A 16,164-nucleotide genomic window follows, 5' to 3' on the forward strand; every position below is an offset into this window, starting at 1 on the left:
CTTTTAAATCCTCGATATAGTCGATTGTGTTTAAGTCCTTGGTAGATAGAATATGGTTTTTCCCTAAAGATGTACCTGTTGTCTTATCCATGAGTTCATACTCCTTACGGCATGAACCCACACATCTTCCGCGATTTGCGCTTCGATTGCCCATTAATCCTGACATTAGACAGTTTCCCGAGTAGGATACACATAAAGCACCGTGAACGAAAATTTCTAAAGGGATCTCAGCTATTCTTTTGATCTCTTTTACTTTTTCAATCTCCACCTCACGGGACAGAACAACTCGTTTAGCACCAAGTTCTTTCAATAATAAAGTTCCGTCTAAATCGTCTATTCCCATTTGAGTTGAACAATGTGCTTCCATATCAAGAAAGTTTTTAACGATATAATCGAAAGCAGCCAGGTCCTGGACGATAATGCCATCCACACCGATTTTATTTAGTTCGTGTATCTGCTCTTTCATCTCTTCAACTTCGTTTTCAAAAACGATGGTATTCATCGTAACATAGAGTTTAACGTCCCTCAGGTGCGCATACGTAACAGCCTCTTTTAGCGATTCAAAATCAAAATTAGATGAGTATGCACGTGCACCAAATTTTTGCATTCCCAAGTATATTGCATCACAACCATTAGAAATTGCAGCTTTTAAAGCCTCCATATTTCCTGCTGGAGCTAGTAATTCAGTCATTTTGTCCTCCTTATGACCCATAAATAAAAAGTTTGTAGTTACTTGTGATACGTTCTCCGTAACATGGAGCTGCATCACCATAGCTATCCTTGAGTTTATCCCGATGGAGCAGCATGATGCTGTGACCCAGCGCATGTAGGATGTGACACGGGCTTACTATGATTCAGTATGTGAGTCAGACTGTAAAGCAAAAACAAAGGCGGCTCAGCCATAGTGATCACGGAGCAGCTTTCAAAGAATCGATTAAGAAAGCCGTCACCGTTGGCGTTGGACAGCATAGTGATATGAAAAAGAGAACATCTACGATGAACATTCTCCTTTGTATGGCTTGTTAAAGTGTGGGGTAAGGTGGTGTGTGAATAGGGGCGTGTATTGTCTTTTTTCGTTCCCCGATAGCAATAACAATCTGTTCAATTAACCAATTTGTGCAAAACAAAGGTATGTGGGATCCTGATCGTTCATCTGTTTTACAGTGTAATGATTTGATATCCCTCACCGATTAGCATCGATATACTGGCATGCCCATCTTTATCATGCGCTCTTAAGCGGATCGGAACGATTTACTTGTTTTGAAACGCATCAACCGCTCCATTAATCAAAGGATGTACTTTAATGTCATAGTCAACATTAATTTTCATATTTTCCCAATGTTTCTTCCATTGCTCATCCGTTATTTCTTTAGAGAACGCCTTAAGCGAATGGGTTCCGACCTCTAAGGGATCCACTTTCAAGCGTTGCATTCTTTTTAATAAATCTGACGTTTGTTCCTCAAGGTAGACCTCAATTTCATGAATTAAATGTTCCAATTGTTCCTCACTTTGAATATTCATTTCTCCCTGGTATTCCTCAATTCTTCCTTTCAATCCCACATGTAAAGACAAGGATGAATTGTCCCTTGATAGTTTAATGCGAACGTTGGATCGAATACGTCCTAAACTGATTGATAACTTTGGAATGGCCAAGACTTTTAGGAAATGATTGTTATCCAGAAGTTGAAAAATATTATCGTCCACGTCTTGAATGACCATTACTTCTTTATCGTTTTGGAAGAGGGCTGTTCCTACGTAATTGAAATTGTTCTTATCCGAATGAAAAACCGGCAGGATCGGATCCTTAAAAGGGGAATATACCTTCTTCATAAACTTATGAATATTGATGATGCTCATTTCACCTTGATTATGCTCCTCGTAATGCTTTAACATTCGATAAAGAAAATAATCTTGGTTTTCTTGCTCCGTCAATTGATTTTTTATGTATTCATCAAAATTGCCTCTGACAATCAACAAATAGACACGCATTGAAATATCGGGATCAACCAGTATGGTATTGATCAGCTTGTCAATGCCTCCTTTTTTTGCCAGCTCCTCATTAATTAATAACATTCGCAGCTGCCCCTGCTTTAATTCCCGATAATAAATTAAGTTAAACTCCTGGTCTCCCTGCTTTAACAGATCGACTTCCTTGGAGAGAAGACGTTTTTTTTCTTGGATGAGTGGTGGTACTAAAGTGCTGATTTTCAACTTTCCTTCCGTCCCCTTGTCAAGCGACCAGAAAACTACCGGAGCAATCTCTTCGATCTTATTGTTCTCGACATATGGAGAAGAACAGCCGGCCATCCACATAAGGCTTACTATCGCCAATAAACCATAGTGCTTGTATGGTACCATGCCTACATACTCTCCTTTCGTTTAACTGCAGTGAAAAGGATCGTAGGAATAAGTAAATAAATGCATGCGCCGATCCAAATTTGAAGGTTCAGTAACATCTTTTGACCCGGAACCGTTTGCCATAACCATTGATCCATTAAGATGATGCTTATCAAAATGACGAACCAGCTTGACAATAATCCGATCCGAGTCGTGCGTTCTTTCATTTTTCTCATAAAGACTCTTCCGGCTCCATGAAAACACAACAGAAGAATTGAAATGTCAAACACATAATTAAACATATGGAAAGAGATAAGGATGTAATCGATTCGTTCTATACCGCTCGTTTGAATGTAGCTTCCCATATATCCTATCGGAAAATCGATCTTACGTAAGTAGTACGAACCGTAAAACAATACCGAAGCAACGAACAATAATGAATATTCCATGATCGAAAGCATGTTTCCAATGACCAGGTATTTCGATATTTTTTTATTGGAGCTTAACCATGGAACCATAAAAACCAAATATACCGGACCGGAAAATGCCGACCAAATATACAACAAACCTTGCCATAATTGTCCTGACCATTCGGTGGGTATGAGAGGATACAAATCGCGGTAATTTACATCCGGTTGAAAGAAAAAAGGAATAAACAGGACTGCGATCCAAGCCCCGCAAAGAAAGGCGATGACGACAAAACGCAATGTATTCTCCATTCCATGTGAAGCCACATATAAGCTGATCAAAAGAATGATTAGGATCAGCCACTTTTTATTCATGGATGGAAAAATAAAACTATGGAGCATTTCAACGTACCCCAGGGTTATGATTGAAATTTTTAACAATATTATCAAAAATCCAAGTATTGCGAAAACTTGAACCGTTCGTTTCCCAAAAAGCCGTAAAAATCCTTGATAGCCTTTCGCTGCATAACTTGAAGTAAACCATTTGGACATCATCATCAAATTAAGTTGGGACAGTAGCCCCATCACGACAATTCCCCAAACCATATACGAATGAACCAAATAAACCGGCATGATTAAAATAAAATAATGCATTTGCATGCGATTCACTAAGAGAAGGAAATAGATACCGCCAAGGGTGGAAGTTCGATTATATAAGGATAAACTCTTCACTTCTTCATCTCCTGTCGCCATTTCCGTAGTGGTTTTAGATATTTCGGACGCGTTTTCATCCAAATTAAAGGGCCACGGATAAAGAGGTCATTCCAATCCTTTCCATAAAAAGGAGCGATCGGTGCTAAATAAGGTTGACCTAATGACGTTAATGCATGGAGATGTGCAAGAATCCCGATTAGCCCGATCACGATTCCCGGCAACCCAAGAAACGATGCAAGGACAAGAAGAAGAATTTGCATCAGCACCATGGATTTTGTAACTTGATAATTGGGAACTAAAAAGAAAGCAATAGCAGATATACCCATCAACACTATCAATACTTTACTTGCAAAGCCTGCTTCTACAGCAGCTTGTCCAATGACGATACCACCGATAACCCCTAAAGTTTGACTGGTTTTGGTCGGCATTCGCAAACTTGCTTCTTTGATGATTTCCAGCGTTATGATCATGAAAAATCCTTCCGCAAACGGAGTAAAGGGCAATTTGCTTCTCGATTCCAATAATACGTAAAGAAGCGGCAGCGGAACCATTTGGTAATGAAATGTCGTTAACGCAACATAAAAAGGAATCATCGTCAAAGAAACAATAAAACTTCCGTACCGGATTAAACGTAAAAAACTGGCTACCGGCCACCGAAGGAAGTAGTCTTCCGGAGATTGGAGTAGATGGAAAAAAGTAATGGGAGCAATTAAAGCAAACGGTGAATTGGAAACCAATAGCGTCAGCTTTCCCTCACCTAGGGCGTAGGCGCAGGCATCCGGCCGATCCGTTTGTAGAAACTGCGGAAAGACCGTATGGTTATGATCTTCAATAAAAGCTGCAAGCTGAGAGGAGTCTAAAAATTGATCGAAATCCACACTTTCAATTTTCTTTCTTGCAAGGGAAACAAATTCTGGATTAGTTAATCCGTCTATGTACAGTAACACAACTTTCGTTTTACTCAGAGAACCGATAGTAAAGCTTTCCGTTTTTAATGTAGTTATAGGCAAACGTCTGCGCAACATTGTAATGTTTTTATCGATTTGTTCACTGAAGCTATCTTTCGCTCCATATATAACCGTTTCCGTTTGGGAAGGTTCGACTGCCCGACCAAGAGGGTTTTCCAGTTGGACGCCTAACCACTGATCGTTGAGTGAATCGTTTAGAAGAATAAATCCTTGCATTATTTTTTGCTCAGCATCTTCAATCGATAGAACTTCCGAAACTTTGGCATTGGTTATGCATGAAGAAAGCGAATGGCAAGCAGAACGATGAAGTGGCTGAATAATCGTCTCGTTTAAACGCTCTGGATCGATTAACGTTTTTATGTATAAAAGATGGACTGAGGCACTGGTACCCATTCTGAGCTCAATAATTTCAGCATCATCCATATGGTTTAATTTCTGTTTTAATTCATCAAGCCATGTGGACATTTGATGATTTTTCATTTGAGGGCCGTATTTTTCAACCATAGTCTTCTCCTTCAGTAAAGAAATCAAAATCCTGCGGTTTTATCTTGCCCTGTAATGGAAAAATTATACGACCGGCCATTTGTATTTCTTCGGAAGTTGCGGCTACAAGACATGAATCTGCTCGATTTGCTCATTGGCAAAACCGTGGAGATTGCGATCCAAAAAGGTCTCATTCGTAGCAAATCTATTATTGTAGACGCGACCCATACCAAAGCCCGTTATACCCAAAAAAGCCCGCAAGACTTGCTCCGAGAACGCTCTAAAAAAGTAAGAAAAGAGATCTATTCCTTAGATAAATCCATGAAAAGTGCCTTTCCGGTCAAGCCAAACGATGCCGATGAGAGAAGGATGCTATACAGAAGGAGCAAAAAGACGTGTTTCAGGAAAGCGAAATCTTTAAGTCCAAGGCGAAGGACGGTATAAGATTGAAGCCAAGAATAGCGAACTCAAGCACAGACACGGGTACGACGTTGCATCCTCCTCGGGTTTGGTTAGCATGGAAATTCAGGGAGCCATGGCCATTTTCACTGTGAATTTAAAACGAATATTGACACTAATGGAGTAAATGAAAGCTAAATGACAGCAAGAAAAAGACGAGGTCCATTCGTTTTCTTCCGAATGGATCTCGTCTTTTTGAGATGTGCATATGATTTTACCAAGGAAGATTAGTTTTTCAGTGGCCTCCCCAAACGGTGGCAGGGGCTTTTGCTTTTCCCAAGCAAAAGTTCAACGCTCCGTACACTATTGTCATCTGATGCCAAATAGGAGCAAGTCCCGTCCAGCTCTATGTCCTCAAATCACAGCGTATCGCCTCTGTAGCAGGCTATTTCACAGAAAGTTACTTAGTGTAAACCCTCGGCATGCTAATCTTTTTCCACGCCTTTTACGCAGTTACCCACCAAAAACTTGCCTCTACTTATGATACGGTTCACCAGAATCTACCTTAAACTATCTTACCTGTTATTATGACTTCTGGTCAAAAATCCCCGTTCCCGCAACTACACCACTCTGCACGTTAGCTGAATAGGCAGCCGATGATCCCGGCTGCCTATTGTCATGGTCCTAATGTAACCCGTTAGATGCTGCTAATGACACCAATTTCATAACAGCGGGGTCTGCCTCTACCGGAAATTTTCTACACACTCATGCAGAAAGGCGTCTAGCGTGCGCGGCTCTCTGCCGAGCAAGCGCTTCACAGTGTCATTTGGAATTTCTGGAATCACCGTAGACATGGTTTGAATTTCTACAACGTGGTTCGCAAGCCAAGGAGGCATATGCCCGTATTCGATAAGATTATGGAGTAGTTCCTGGGGTTCCATGTTGATGTAACTTATCGGCCGATTGAGCAGAGCGGATAGTTGACCCGCGATCTGGGGATAACTGAAAATCTCCGAACCCGTAAGCGTATATATTTGGCCCGATACCTCAGGGTTGGTTAGAGCTTCTACGGCAACATCTGCGATATCGCGACAATCAATGAAGTTACACGGTGAATCGCCCATGGAGCCGAAGAAAACATTTTGGGCTGTAACCGTTGGTGCAAGGCGCATTAAGTTTTGCATGAACGCATAGGGACGTAACACGGTGTGGGTGAGACCTGATTCCCTCAGCGCTTTCTCGATTTCTTGATGCCAGCCCGCGACTGCTACTGGAGAGCTCTGCTCAAAGGCAGGGCTGGATATTTTCACGATGTGTTTGATTCCAGATTCGGCAGCAATCTGAATGATTGAAGTTTCTAATTCGATTTGTCTTGGACTGTTGGACATGGCGAGAAAGAGCTGGCTGGCACCTGTAAACGCGCGGCGGAGCGATTCGGGGTCAGCGGCATCTGCCAATGCGACCTCGATAGCCGACCGGCCTTTTTCTCCGATCTGATTACGCAACTTCTCTGGCTCTCTGCTCAGCGCTCTGACGGGCACGCCAAGATCAACCAAACGTTCCAAAAGCGCACTGCCTATCGTTCCTGTTGCTCCCACAATAACGATCATTTTTTTATTCTCCTTTTGGATGAAAAATTAGTTGTGACGGCAAGACGCCACCGCCATGTCACTATCGTGCTTGCTATGAATCCGGACAACGGAAAATCGGTCCAGACGCGATCGACCCAGGCCAAGTGGTTGTCCGGAATCCTAATTTCTAGTAAACCAGATGTTACCCATGCGGCACATAGGCCACATAAGGACCCGGCCAATGCGAACCCCCCTACCACAACCAAGCGAGGTGCACCGATGACCCATCGCATATGGCCCACTCGGCTGCGTAATAAAAGGCCAATTATCAAGGCCATCAAGGCCGATGCACCGCCGATTGTAGTTAATGCCCCTATTTGAAGCCCCCTATTAGCAGTAACCAATCCCCCAATACCTGCCATGACGGCAGGAGCCGCATAGGCCATTACAACTTCACGCCACAGTACAAAAGTCTTTTTCCTGGAACCAACAGTCTTGATACCGTAAACATCATCTGTCTGATTCGGGCATTTCATCTGGCTCATTTCGTTGCTCCCTTCTTCTAAAAAATCATTCAATCGATTGCTTCCAGCAAATTATAATTAGGAACCTAACTATATAGGAGTAAAAATAGGCTAGCATCACTAGCCCATTTTACTCATTACTGATGTTTCCCTTTGGTTTCAAGCTTCGTTCGTCCGTAAGTGCAGAGATGCCTTGTGTGACCCGGCCTAGCAAGTCGAGAAATACGCTGCGCTCATCGATACTGAGTAAGCCCACCATGGCTTCCAGCCAAGCGAAATGCTCAGAAGCCATTTCACGTAGCTTCTTCGCTCCTTCTTCCGTCAAAAGGACCGATCTCTGACGGCCATCTTCTGAGCTTAATCGCCTAGATACTAGGCCATCCCGTTCAAGAATATCGATTAGACCTGTCACTGTAGCACGTGTAACGCCTAGATGCTCCGCTAATTGCGATGGCAACTCTTCTCCTTCGTAATCTTCAAGATCTGCCAATAAACGATATCGACCTGTTGATAAGCCGAATCTAGAGAAATGAATCTCCGAGGCATGCCCAAGCTGGGCTCCCGCTGCCATTAGCCTAGACGCGACGAGTATAGCCTGTGCGTCTATATCTAGGTTATAGCGGTCAATCTGACGCTTGGATTGTACAAGCGAGGGAATAGCTTCAATGTCATTTAGTATTTTCTTATCGTTGTTCATACATATAGTATGGCACCTAATCAATTTCGTGTCAAGCAGCTAGCATTAATTCATGAACATGATTGTGGAAATACCATTTTTCCGATGCAGATCAGGTATCTTTAACATGCCTATGTCCACTAAATGTTTGAGTACGAAGGCACGTATTATTCCCGACGCCATGCAGTTCTGTGACCAGTAGCGCACATATTTATGCGCATGATCGGGTTGTCCATCGAGGTTCACTTGATAAACAGCTTGATCCAATTTCGCCGCAGCTTCTTTGATTCGTTCGGACGGTTGCGGAATCGCCGCACGGAGACGTTCTCCTGTTTGCTTATCCTTGCAATAAACAATGTTAACTTCAAGGTCAGATTCCGTTCGCAGCAAATATTGTTTGTCGAAAAGACGGCGATAGGCGTCAATGTTCACATCGTTCTGTGGTAAATCACCTTTGATCACATGCATCAGACTGACAAAATCCGAACTCAGATTATCTCGCCAACCACCCTGTCTGCCGCACCACCACGTATCGACCTGCCATACCCTTAATGCATGTTCATTGGAATCCCGATTCATATCGCCGCAATAATAATATTGTTTTGGATTGAAACTGACGTCAAACTCTCTGTGGATCGTTGCATGAGCAACGTAATGGCCGCCATCTTTTCGGCTGACGGAAACCTCTTCATGGCTAACCTTATTGTGTTCTTTGAAGCTCAATTGATTACCCGCATACGGAATGAGGCTCCATAACAGCAGATTGACATCGCCGCCTGGAATGTAGACACCCGACTCTTGGAACACTTCACCCATCGAGAAAAATGTCTTGAAATAATGCTCGACGGCAATCTCCGCATATTCTTTGTACAATGAGTGTAATACCTCGCTTTTTATAGAGGACGGATCTTCGATGTACATATTGGTACGATACTTTCCACCCGGTAGTTTATCCATGAAACCGTATTCTTCCAGTGATTCGATTTCATCCTCGATAAATACAGGTGAAATGCCCAGTTCTTCGGCGATTCCATTAACCGTGAGCGGCTTGTGATACGTTGAGAAAGCAATGTTTTGTCTGATCGCCGTCGCTAAAAAGTCGGCGGTGTCGCCTTTGTTTCCTGGGGATCCGCTATGCCCTAAATTTGTCATACGAATCGGATTAATGCCCAGATTACCCATCGATCGAATTGTGTTCATCTTGTGTTTCAGCTCCTTTTTTGCTTCAAATAAGTGCCATTTGATCGTGCCGCCAGATAGACCCATCTCAGCCGCGATTTCGCTAATTTTCATTCCACCATAGTAGTGCTTGACAACGATTTCCCTTTGCTGGTGAGATAAAAAAGCTATTTCCCGCCGCAATGCGCCAGCCGTTTCTTGACGGATAATCTCGCCATAGCCCTCGTCTCTGGACATCACCTCACTATCATCAATCTGCATTTGGTTGGATGCTTTCACTTTTTCGCCTACGAATTTCGCCCACACATAATGCGCAATCTTAAAGACATAGCTGTTCAGATCCAATAACTCTGTCTTTTTGAGAAGTGCTTGGTATACTTCCAGCGTAATTCTTCCCGCCAGCTCCTCGGCTTCGGCAATCTTTCCCGTCTTGTTCAAAGCAAAACCATATAGCGGCTTGATGTAATCCTTGATGACACGATCAGCATGTTGTTTATTCATGTTCTAAAAGCTCCTTGTTATCGAGTGGCACTCCAATATATACTGCAGTGAAAACGAAAAAGGTTGGGTGGTTTAAGAAAACTTTTTCTTTCGGATGGATACGGAGTGTGATTTGGAATAATATGGCAGTCTTGCTCTTTTGCACGCTCATTTGCCCAGAGAATTAACTTGCTCCCAATACCCCGCACGCATTTGTACCCATTATTCAACAAAAAGCAGCCGGCAAAAAAAGGCGGCTGCCTAGTTGTGTTTATTCCACTATCGTTTCCCGTTAGAGCTTAATCAAATGACGAACCATAATCTTCGCTTGTTTCTATACAAGAGTCCCAAACAAGTAAACTGCAAACACAATAATACTAAGAATCAACATAACTCCTCCCACCCTATAACACAAAGAAGTTCCAAAATGATTATGATATTTTTTCGAAATGATCACTGCCGGTAACCAAAATACAATAGCAGCCATAAATGGAATGTGATACCCCTCGGTTTCATTCGTATATATATCCCAATTGAATAACTTAAAAAGATAATGGCTAAACATGAATCCGTTTTGAAATTTAAAATTAAATAAGAACCCTAAAGCTAAAACAACTATTGCAAATGAACCCGTACCAAACGGTCTTTTTATTGCCACTTCATTTCACTCCCCTGCAAATTGTTGCCCCTTGGCTACATATTGAAAGTCTTCACTGAATAAAAATTAAGCTAGAACAGTCTTTAAGCCATGTTCACCGCTCTCCATATCATCCTCAGCGGGGGAATGATTAACCTATATGGCGGATCGTGTGATAGGGCGTGTTTTATCAATAATTATAATTTATAAATTCACATCAAAATAAAGAGTTCCACATATTATACATGACTAATATGCGGAACCCTTATGCTTAATTATCAACCTAACCCTTCAAAACCAAATTCAACTTCCTTTTGCGCTGCTTCGGTGGCATAACCTTGCCCAAAAAAACCGTTTAGGAAGTATTGCCCTCGTGCAACTAAATCCGCCTGCAGATACAACACTTTAAGCAACACACTTAATTAGGAACCCCATTAGTTGAATTAATTACTCCCAGTAAGGAGTACCACTAAAGAAAAACTTTCACAATAGAAACTGGGTAACCACTCACTAGCTTTTATCTGTTGTTCAGTGGGAGACTTAATAATGCAAGATTCAATCATATATTATATTCTTTCCTTCTTCAGTTAGTTTTTTTAAAGATATAAGCATATGATTTATTTCCTCATCGGAATGTCTTTCCCATGAACTTAATTCAGCCAATATTTTCAATGGCGATTTAGACCTATATGAACGTGTTGGGTTTCCAGGGAATCTTTTATCCGTTAAGTTCGGATCATTTTCGAATTCACCTACTGGCTCTACAATATAAATTCTCTCTTTTGATTTAGATTTTGCTAATTCAGCACCCCATTTAGCAGCGTCTAATGTTGCAGTGAAATATATATGATTAGATTTTTTATCCTGATAATTGGATAAATACAATGGTTCAAGCAAGTCTCCGATTTTCAATTCTGCTTTAGTACCATGAAAGAACGGACCTGGATCTAAGATGTTTTTTTTGTCATTCATATCGACACACCCCTTTTTGTTTTAGACTTTCGTATAAGAGTATAAGGCTAAAGGGGGGCAAAAAGTAGTCTATAAATAAATTCCAAATGAGGTTATAATATAAGTAGAGAGTATGATCTTTGGTATTCCAACAGCCCGATCCTCACCATATCCCTCGACAACACCACCATTAAAGGACTAGGATTCCTCTTCTTTTCGGCAAACATCTTTTTTAATTTCGGTAACAATAACAAAAAAGAACGCCTCTGTAATCGACCATTAAGGAGGCGCTCTACTATGAAGTTATTTTATAGCTATAATTAAGAACCTTTTAGAATTTGTAATAATTCCCTTAGGTGTTTGATTGTTTTCAATGAAATCATTTAGAATTTGAAAGTCCTTGTCCTCATAACCGAAGTGGGGAATAATGGGTGTGTGTTTAAGCAAGAACAACAGATCTTCTGGTCTGTGATAGTAATCTACGGCATTGTAATCGAAGGATTCTACGGATTGAAAACCCGCCTCTTTAAGTTCCCTTATATATGTCTCTTTTAATGTTCCATCGGCAACTCCAAACGCCTGCCCGCGACCAAAGGCATTTTTTAAATCCAGCTTATCCCCTTCACTTACTTGCTGCGTCAAAAAAGTTCCACCATTCTTTAATACCTTAGCCACTTCATTGGAGAAGAATGGCGCGTGACAACACGAAACAACGTCAATCGAATCAAAGGAAAATTCCAAATGATCAGAAGACATCTGTTTAAATTCAACGTTAGAAACATTCGCTTTATTCAGGTTTGATTTTGCAGTTTCCATCATTCCACTCGATATATCAATTCCAAATACAGAATGGAATGAAGAAGCGATGGATAGTACATTTTCTCCGCCCCCTGTTCCTACATCCAGAAGAACATCCGTGCCTTTAGACCTTCTTATCACTTCCTCATAAAAATTCCACTCTATCCCTTCTGACGTTACCTGCAATTTACTGAAATCCCAACCATTAATTTTGCCGACTTTATCATAAAAATCTTTATATTCTAATTCATTCATGTTGAAATCACCTCTACCGCTCCAAACTGGGATGACTAGACTAACGACTTTGAAATCTGACTATTTTCTCACCAGCAACCATTTGTTCATCTAGAGGCTTTCCGTTCGAGAGCTCTATCCAGATCATATGATGCTTCAATAATAGCTGGCTCCAAATTACTGAGCCATTCGGAATACTCTAGATGTGTTGCCATGGATGGATTCTTCCTTAGCTCCTTGCATCTCTTCAAATTCTCTTTCCATCCGCCACTAAGATGTGAGATTCCCCAATCGGCTGCTTGGCTTTTAGACAGGACGACCCCTTCCTCCCACCAAGCTATAAATTTGGAAGCTAAGAGGAGCCAGTCGATGGAATGAAGGCTATTTCCCTTGCCAAACTTCCGCATACACATGGCATATTCCTTAAAAAAGCTAATGAATTCTTCCTTCGAGAACGATGGAATTTGATCTAAATGGGACTCACCATACAATAAGATACTTTGCTCCTTGATCGTGTATAGGGTGAACAGGTCTAATTGATTTTCGGTCCAGACGGATTCGCTCTTTGTTCCCCACCACAAGCCACTGCCCGTTTCCCCGCTCAGCATATTAATCGTAAGAAAGGCACCCTCAAGCATATCGGTGTAGAGGCTCAGGATTTGTTTATCGGCGGATCTTCTAAGCAGGGATGATCTATAATTGGATCTTTGTTTGTTTAAAAGTTCGATTTCGTCTGGGCTAAGGTCCTCTCCAATGATGACGAGAAAATCCAAATCCCCGTATCCGGGCGATAAATCATTGTGGATGGCCGAACCGTAAAGGTAAATACTTCGCAACTTTCTATCAAGAATGGCTCGGATATCATCAACAAATATGGACAAGGTTCGTTCAAGTATTTCGTCTTCAAAGGATTGCGTCAACATTAAGATCGCTCCATTATGATTTTAATATTACATTTCCATCTTATGTTATATGGTTGAGCTAATGGGGACACTGAATAAAAACACAGCCTCGTCCCACTTTAACGAGTTTTTAGCCATTGAAGTTTAGAAAATACCTTGTTTTAGCCTAACCCTTCAAAAGCAAATTCAACTATTTTTTGCGCCGCTCCGGTGACATAACCCTGCCAAAAAAATCCGTTTCAGAAGTATTGCCCTCGTGCAACTAAATCCGCCTTTGAAGCTTGACCATACATTCTTTCGTTGTCGCAGTGACGTACTCCATATAATTCACGGAGCCGTTAAAGTTCAAATAAGCTTCATAACGCAAGCGGATTGCGGGTAAAGCAATTAAATCCAGAACATTATCCTTTGGAACCCACCTGCACTCGCTAGTTTCATCAGAAGTAGTCAACTCTCCACCCACAGCTTTGCACACGAAATCAAACATGACCTTCGTAGGAACATCTGTCACACCGTCATACCACTTATGGACTGCTGTATTCGAAATAACACTAATTAAATGGCTAACAGTGGAGTCTATTCCACTTTCCTCTTTGATTTCACGAATCACGCCATCAATGAGGTTTTCTCCAACCTCAGTTATCCCACCAGGAAACACCCAACCATCGTCATGGGCTTTTACTAATAGGATATTTCCATTTCCATCTTCTACAATTCCGCCTGCAGATACAATATGTGTCGGAAACGCCATTTCACGACCTCCTAATACGGTGAAGTTGCATATTACTTCCACGTGTTTCCTGTACCTTCCTGCTTCGTAGATTTATATGCTACTTCAGATTTATTCCTTTCATGTCCCCATAGCAGTTAACGATTTGTTTCAATCCGTCGAGTGTCTCCCCAAAGTGCCGGTTTGGCCAGCTTCGTGGCGAAACTGCGGTTCGTTTATCAGATACAAAAAGGAGCCATAAGGCTCCTTCCATATAACCAATCAAATTTGAGTAATGCCTTACTCTCCACTATCCTCACTGGCTGAAATAACTTATTCAAGCCCCGCAGCTGCCGATCATATCCCGAATGCAAAACAACAGTAAAAACGGTCCATTCCGATGCGACCAGCTTGAGACTGTGCTGCAGAAGATCCGGAATACACGGGCCAGAAAGGCCTCCCGGCCGGGCGGGTTAATTAGTGATTATGTCATAAACCTTACTCAAATTCGACTTAAAGTATGTAGTAAAGTACCAGTTATGATACACTTCCGGTACATCAATCTCATCAATGCTTTTCTTGTTTTGAACGGCTTCTGCCACGATTTCCATTATATAGGTTAGATATCCCTTCACTTCGTGAAGCTCTTGCAAAGAGCATACTTCGCCATGTCCCGGTACGATCGCTTCTACATCCAGCAGCTCTACCTGCTCCAAAATATTCAGCCATTCCTGAGGATTTGCATACGCCAAAACCGGGTGATGCTTTGAGAGCACCAGATCCCCTATTATGAGAATTTTGTCTTCCGGAATGTACACGATTGCATCACTTTGCGTGTGCCCCCCGCCAAATGTAAGGAGCACAATACTACGATTACTGCCATGTATGGTCATTTGTTGATCAAAAGTTATCGTCGGCAGCGAATGTACCAGATCGGGGAGCATCTTCATAAACTCACGGTCACTAGCATTTTCCCATTCCATTTCCTTTTTTAGCTTCTCATCTGTCTCTTGTTGTATTTGCTCCTCAAATTCTTCGATAGCCTGAACCATCTGCTCCGTGTTTTCCCGATATTGGGCTAACCTGTCTCTGGCAAAAGTATTCATAATCTCACGGGTTGTTGATGTTGAAATAATCTGTGCCGCAGGTAGAAACACTTGATTTCCAGAGGTATGGTCACTGTGCCAATGGGTGTTGATTACATAGGATACAGGGTTTCCCGTAAGGTACTCTGCGGCTGCTTTCAAATCCTCTGCAGCCTGTATTGTCGAGAAAGTATCCACGACAAGAGTAGTATCCCCTAGATCAATAATTGCTGCATTTCCCAAAGAACCGGTACCTGGAACCGCAATCGCTGCAATTACACTATCAGCGACATGATTCAGCCGAAAGTGCTCGGAACCTCTAAATGTTTCTATCCTATTTTTCATACTCACCTCTCCCTTCCAATATGGGAATAGATTATATGCCATATCCATGAGGTAGACAATGATTTTTTCCGGGAAGCAGGCGCAAGATAGATTCTTCAACAACCCGATCATCGAGCACGATATTCATGAACCGATCATTTCGCCAGAACTGCGCGACGTAGTTCCGGCACTTTTCCAGAAAAAAGTCCTTCTCACCTCCGGCGTACCTACGGCTGGATTGCTAAAGCTGCTACTGGTCGGCTGCATCCATGATGCTCTTTTTCTTCAGGTCTGTAGTCAGAGCGGCGCCACCCGGCGCACGACCTGCAGTGTCAGAAGGAAATAATGTATTAGACTGAAAAATAAAGTGTTAGAATATTATTATGGTACAATTTGGATAGACAGGCACTTTCAAAAGGTTGATGATGGAAATATAAAGTTATCAGATTAGAATAATCAGGAGGGATAGGTTTGGGTATTGGTATTATTGTTATTGTAGTATTCGTATTTATCGTCGCCAAGGCCATTCTGAAAGATAACAACAATAAACGGGGCATTAGCGGGAGGGACAGGAACAACTCCGCCGACAGTTTCTTCTTCACGGGAACGGGAGCCGACCTAACCCCTGGTGACGACAGCCACAAACATCATTCCGGCCATCATCATAACGGGGACAACGGAAATAGCGGCCACAACAACCATAACCACGGCGGGAGCAGTTGGGACAGCGGCCATGGCAGCCACGGTGGCTGGGATGGCGGCGGTCATAGCGGCGGACACGACAGC

The 16,164-nt window shown here is 42.2% G+C and carries 16 protein-coding genes and 3 pseudogenes; 4 read left to right on the plus strand and 15 right to left on the minus strand.

The genetic code is table 11. From position 1 onward, the window contains the following. The 4 genes from A3842_RS02945 to A3842_RS02960 all read right to left on the minus strand — a co-directional run. Nucleotides 1–691, minus strand: a 691-nt coding sequence (locus A3842_RS02945) for a peptidase U32 family protein (RefSeq protein ID WP_143186140.1), incomplete at its 3' end; no start/stop codon positions are given. 560 nt (nucleotides 692–1,251) lie between these two features. After that, nucleotides 1,252–2,358, minus strand: coding sequence for a Ger(x)C family spore germination protein (locus A3842_RS02950; protein WP_074100370.1), 1,107 nt, complete (start codon nucleotides 2,356–2,358; stop codon nucleotides 1,252–1,254). Nucleotides 2,359–2,360: 2 nt separating this feature from the next. Beyond that, entirely contained in the window at nucleotides 2,361–3,497 is a 1,137-nt protein-coding gene (locus tag A3842_RS02955) for a GerAB/ArcD/ProY family transporter (protein WP_256701463.1), read from the minus strand. Then, nucleotides 3,473–4,930, minus strand: a complete 1,458-nt coding sequence (locus A3842_RS02960) for a spore germination protein (RefSeq protein WP_074100372.1) — start codon at nucleotides 4,928–4,930, stop codon at nucleotides 3,473–3,475. Before A3842_RS02960 ends, A3842_RS02955 begins: the two co-directional genes overlap by 25 nt. A 90-nt stretch (nucleotides 4,931–5,020) precedes the next feature. Between A3842_RS02960 and A3842_RS33860 the strand changes: the two are divergent. Both A3842_RS33860 and A3842_RS33865 read left to right on the plus strand, forming a co-directional pair. Then, nucleotides 5,021–5,254 (plus strand): annotated as a pseudogene (locus A3842_RS33860) (IS5/IS1182 family transposase); the annotation flags it as partial. Between the two features lie 20 nt (nucleotides 5,255–5,274). Continuing rightward, a pseudogene (locus tag A3842_RS33865) lies at nucleotides 5,275–5,495 on the plus strand (transposase); the annotation flags it as partial. A gap of 556 nt (nucleotides 5,496–6,051) precedes the next feature. On the opposite strand, the gene A3842_RS02975 reads toward A3842_RS33865, so the two are convergent. The 11 genes from A3842_RS02975 to A3842_RS03020 form a co-directional block, all read right to left on the minus strand. Beyond that, entirely contained in the window at nucleotides 6,052–6,918 is an 867-nt protein-coding gene (locus A3842_RS02975) for an SDR family oxidoreductase (RefSeq protein WP_074100373.1), read from the minus strand. Further along, nucleotides 6,915–7,457, minus strand: coding sequence for a hypothetical protein (locus tag A3842_RS02980; protein WP_305953366.1), 543 nt, complete (start codon nucleotides 7,455–7,457; stop codon nucleotides 6,915–6,917). The genes A3842_RS02975 and A3842_RS02980 overlap by 4 nt, the downstream gene beginning before the upstream one ends. A 76-nt stretch (nucleotides 7,458–7,533) precedes the next feature. After that, a complete protein-coding gene (locus A3842_RS02985; RefSeq protein WP_074100374.1) occupies nucleotides 7,534–8,100 on the minus strand; it encodes a MarR family winged helix-turn-helix transcriptional regulator in 567 nt (188 codons plus the stop codon). 45 nt (nucleotides 8,101–8,145) lie between these two features. Next, entirely contained in the window at nucleotides 8,146–9,759 is a 1,614-nt protein-coding gene (locus A3842_RS02990; RefSeq protein ID WP_074100375.1) for an RNA polymerase sigma factor, read from the minus strand. 313 nt (nucleotides 9,760–10,072) lie between these two features. Next, complete coding sequence (locus tag A3842_RS02995) at nucleotides 10,073–10,396, minus strand: hypothetical protein (protein ID WP_074086011.1); 324 nt, start codon at nucleotides 10,394–10,396, stop codon at nucleotides 10,073–10,075. 257 nt (nucleotides 10,397–10,653) lie between these two features. Next, nucleotides 10,654–10,791: a hypothetical protein gene (locus tag A3842_RS32330; protein WP_167374762.1), complete on the minus strand. Its 138-nt coding sequence runs from the start codon at nucleotides 10,789–10,791 to the stop codon at nucleotides 10,654–10,656. A 139-nt stretch (nucleotides 10,792–10,930) separates the two neighbouring features. Beyond that, the gene (arr, locus tag A3842_RS03000; protein ID WP_074100376.1) at nucleotides 10,931–11,347 is read right to left on the minus strand and encodes an NAD(+)--rifampin ADP-ribosyltransferase; all 417 of its coding nucleotides are present in this window, start codon (nucleotides 11,345–11,347) and stop codon (nucleotides 10,931–10,933) included. A gap of 282 nt (nucleotides 11,348–11,629) precedes the next feature. Next, complete coding sequence (locus A3842_RS03005) at nucleotides 11,630–12,379, minus strand: class I SAM-dependent methyltransferase (protein ID WP_074100377.1); 750 nt, start codon at nucleotides 12,377–12,379, stop codon at nucleotides 11,630–11,632. Nucleotides 12,380–12,465: 86 nt separating this feature from the next. Next, nucleotides 12,466–13,281 carry a nucleotidyltransferase domain-containing protein gene (locus A3842_RS03010; RefSeq protein ID WP_074100378.1) on the minus strand — a complete coding sequence of 272 codons (816 nt, stop codon included), beginning with the start codon at nucleotides 13,279–13,281 and terminating at the stop codon, nucleotides 12,466–12,468. A 241-nt stretch (nucleotides 13,282–13,522) separates the two neighbouring features. After that, nucleotides 13,523–14,011, minus strand: a complete 489-nt coding sequence (locus tag A3842_RS03015; RefSeq protein ID WP_074100379.1) for an NUDIX hydrolase — start codon at nucleotides 14,009–14,011, stop codon at nucleotides 13,523–13,525. Between the two features lie 431 nt (nucleotides 14,012–14,442). Next, nucleotides 14,443–15,399, minus strand: a complete 957-nt coding sequence (locus A3842_RS03020; protein WP_074100380.1) for an MBL fold metallo-hydrolase — start codon at nucleotides 15,397–15,399, stop codon at nucleotides 14,443–14,445. Nucleotides 15,400–15,457: 58 nt separating this feature from the next. On the opposite strand from A3842_RS03020, the gene A3842_RS03025 reads away from it, so the two are divergent. Together A3842_RS03025 and A3842_RS03030 are read left to right on the plus strand one after the other, a co-directional pair. After that, entirely contained in the window at nucleotides 15,458–15,724 is a 267-nt protein-coding gene (locus A3842_RS03025) for a hypothetical protein (RefSeq protein WP_074086016.1), read from the plus strand. Between the two features lie 125 nt (nucleotides 15,725–15,849). Continuing rightward, nucleotides 15,850–16,164, plus strand: a pseudogene (locus tag A3842_RS03030) (hypothetical protein); the annotation flags it as partial.

It is taken from the genome of Paenibacillus sp. P3E, assembly GCF_001909045.1.
Taxonomy (GTDB): domain Bacteria; phylum Bacillota; class Bacilli; order Paenibacillales; family Paenibacillaceae; genus Paenibacillus_AQ; species Paenibacillus_AQ helianthi.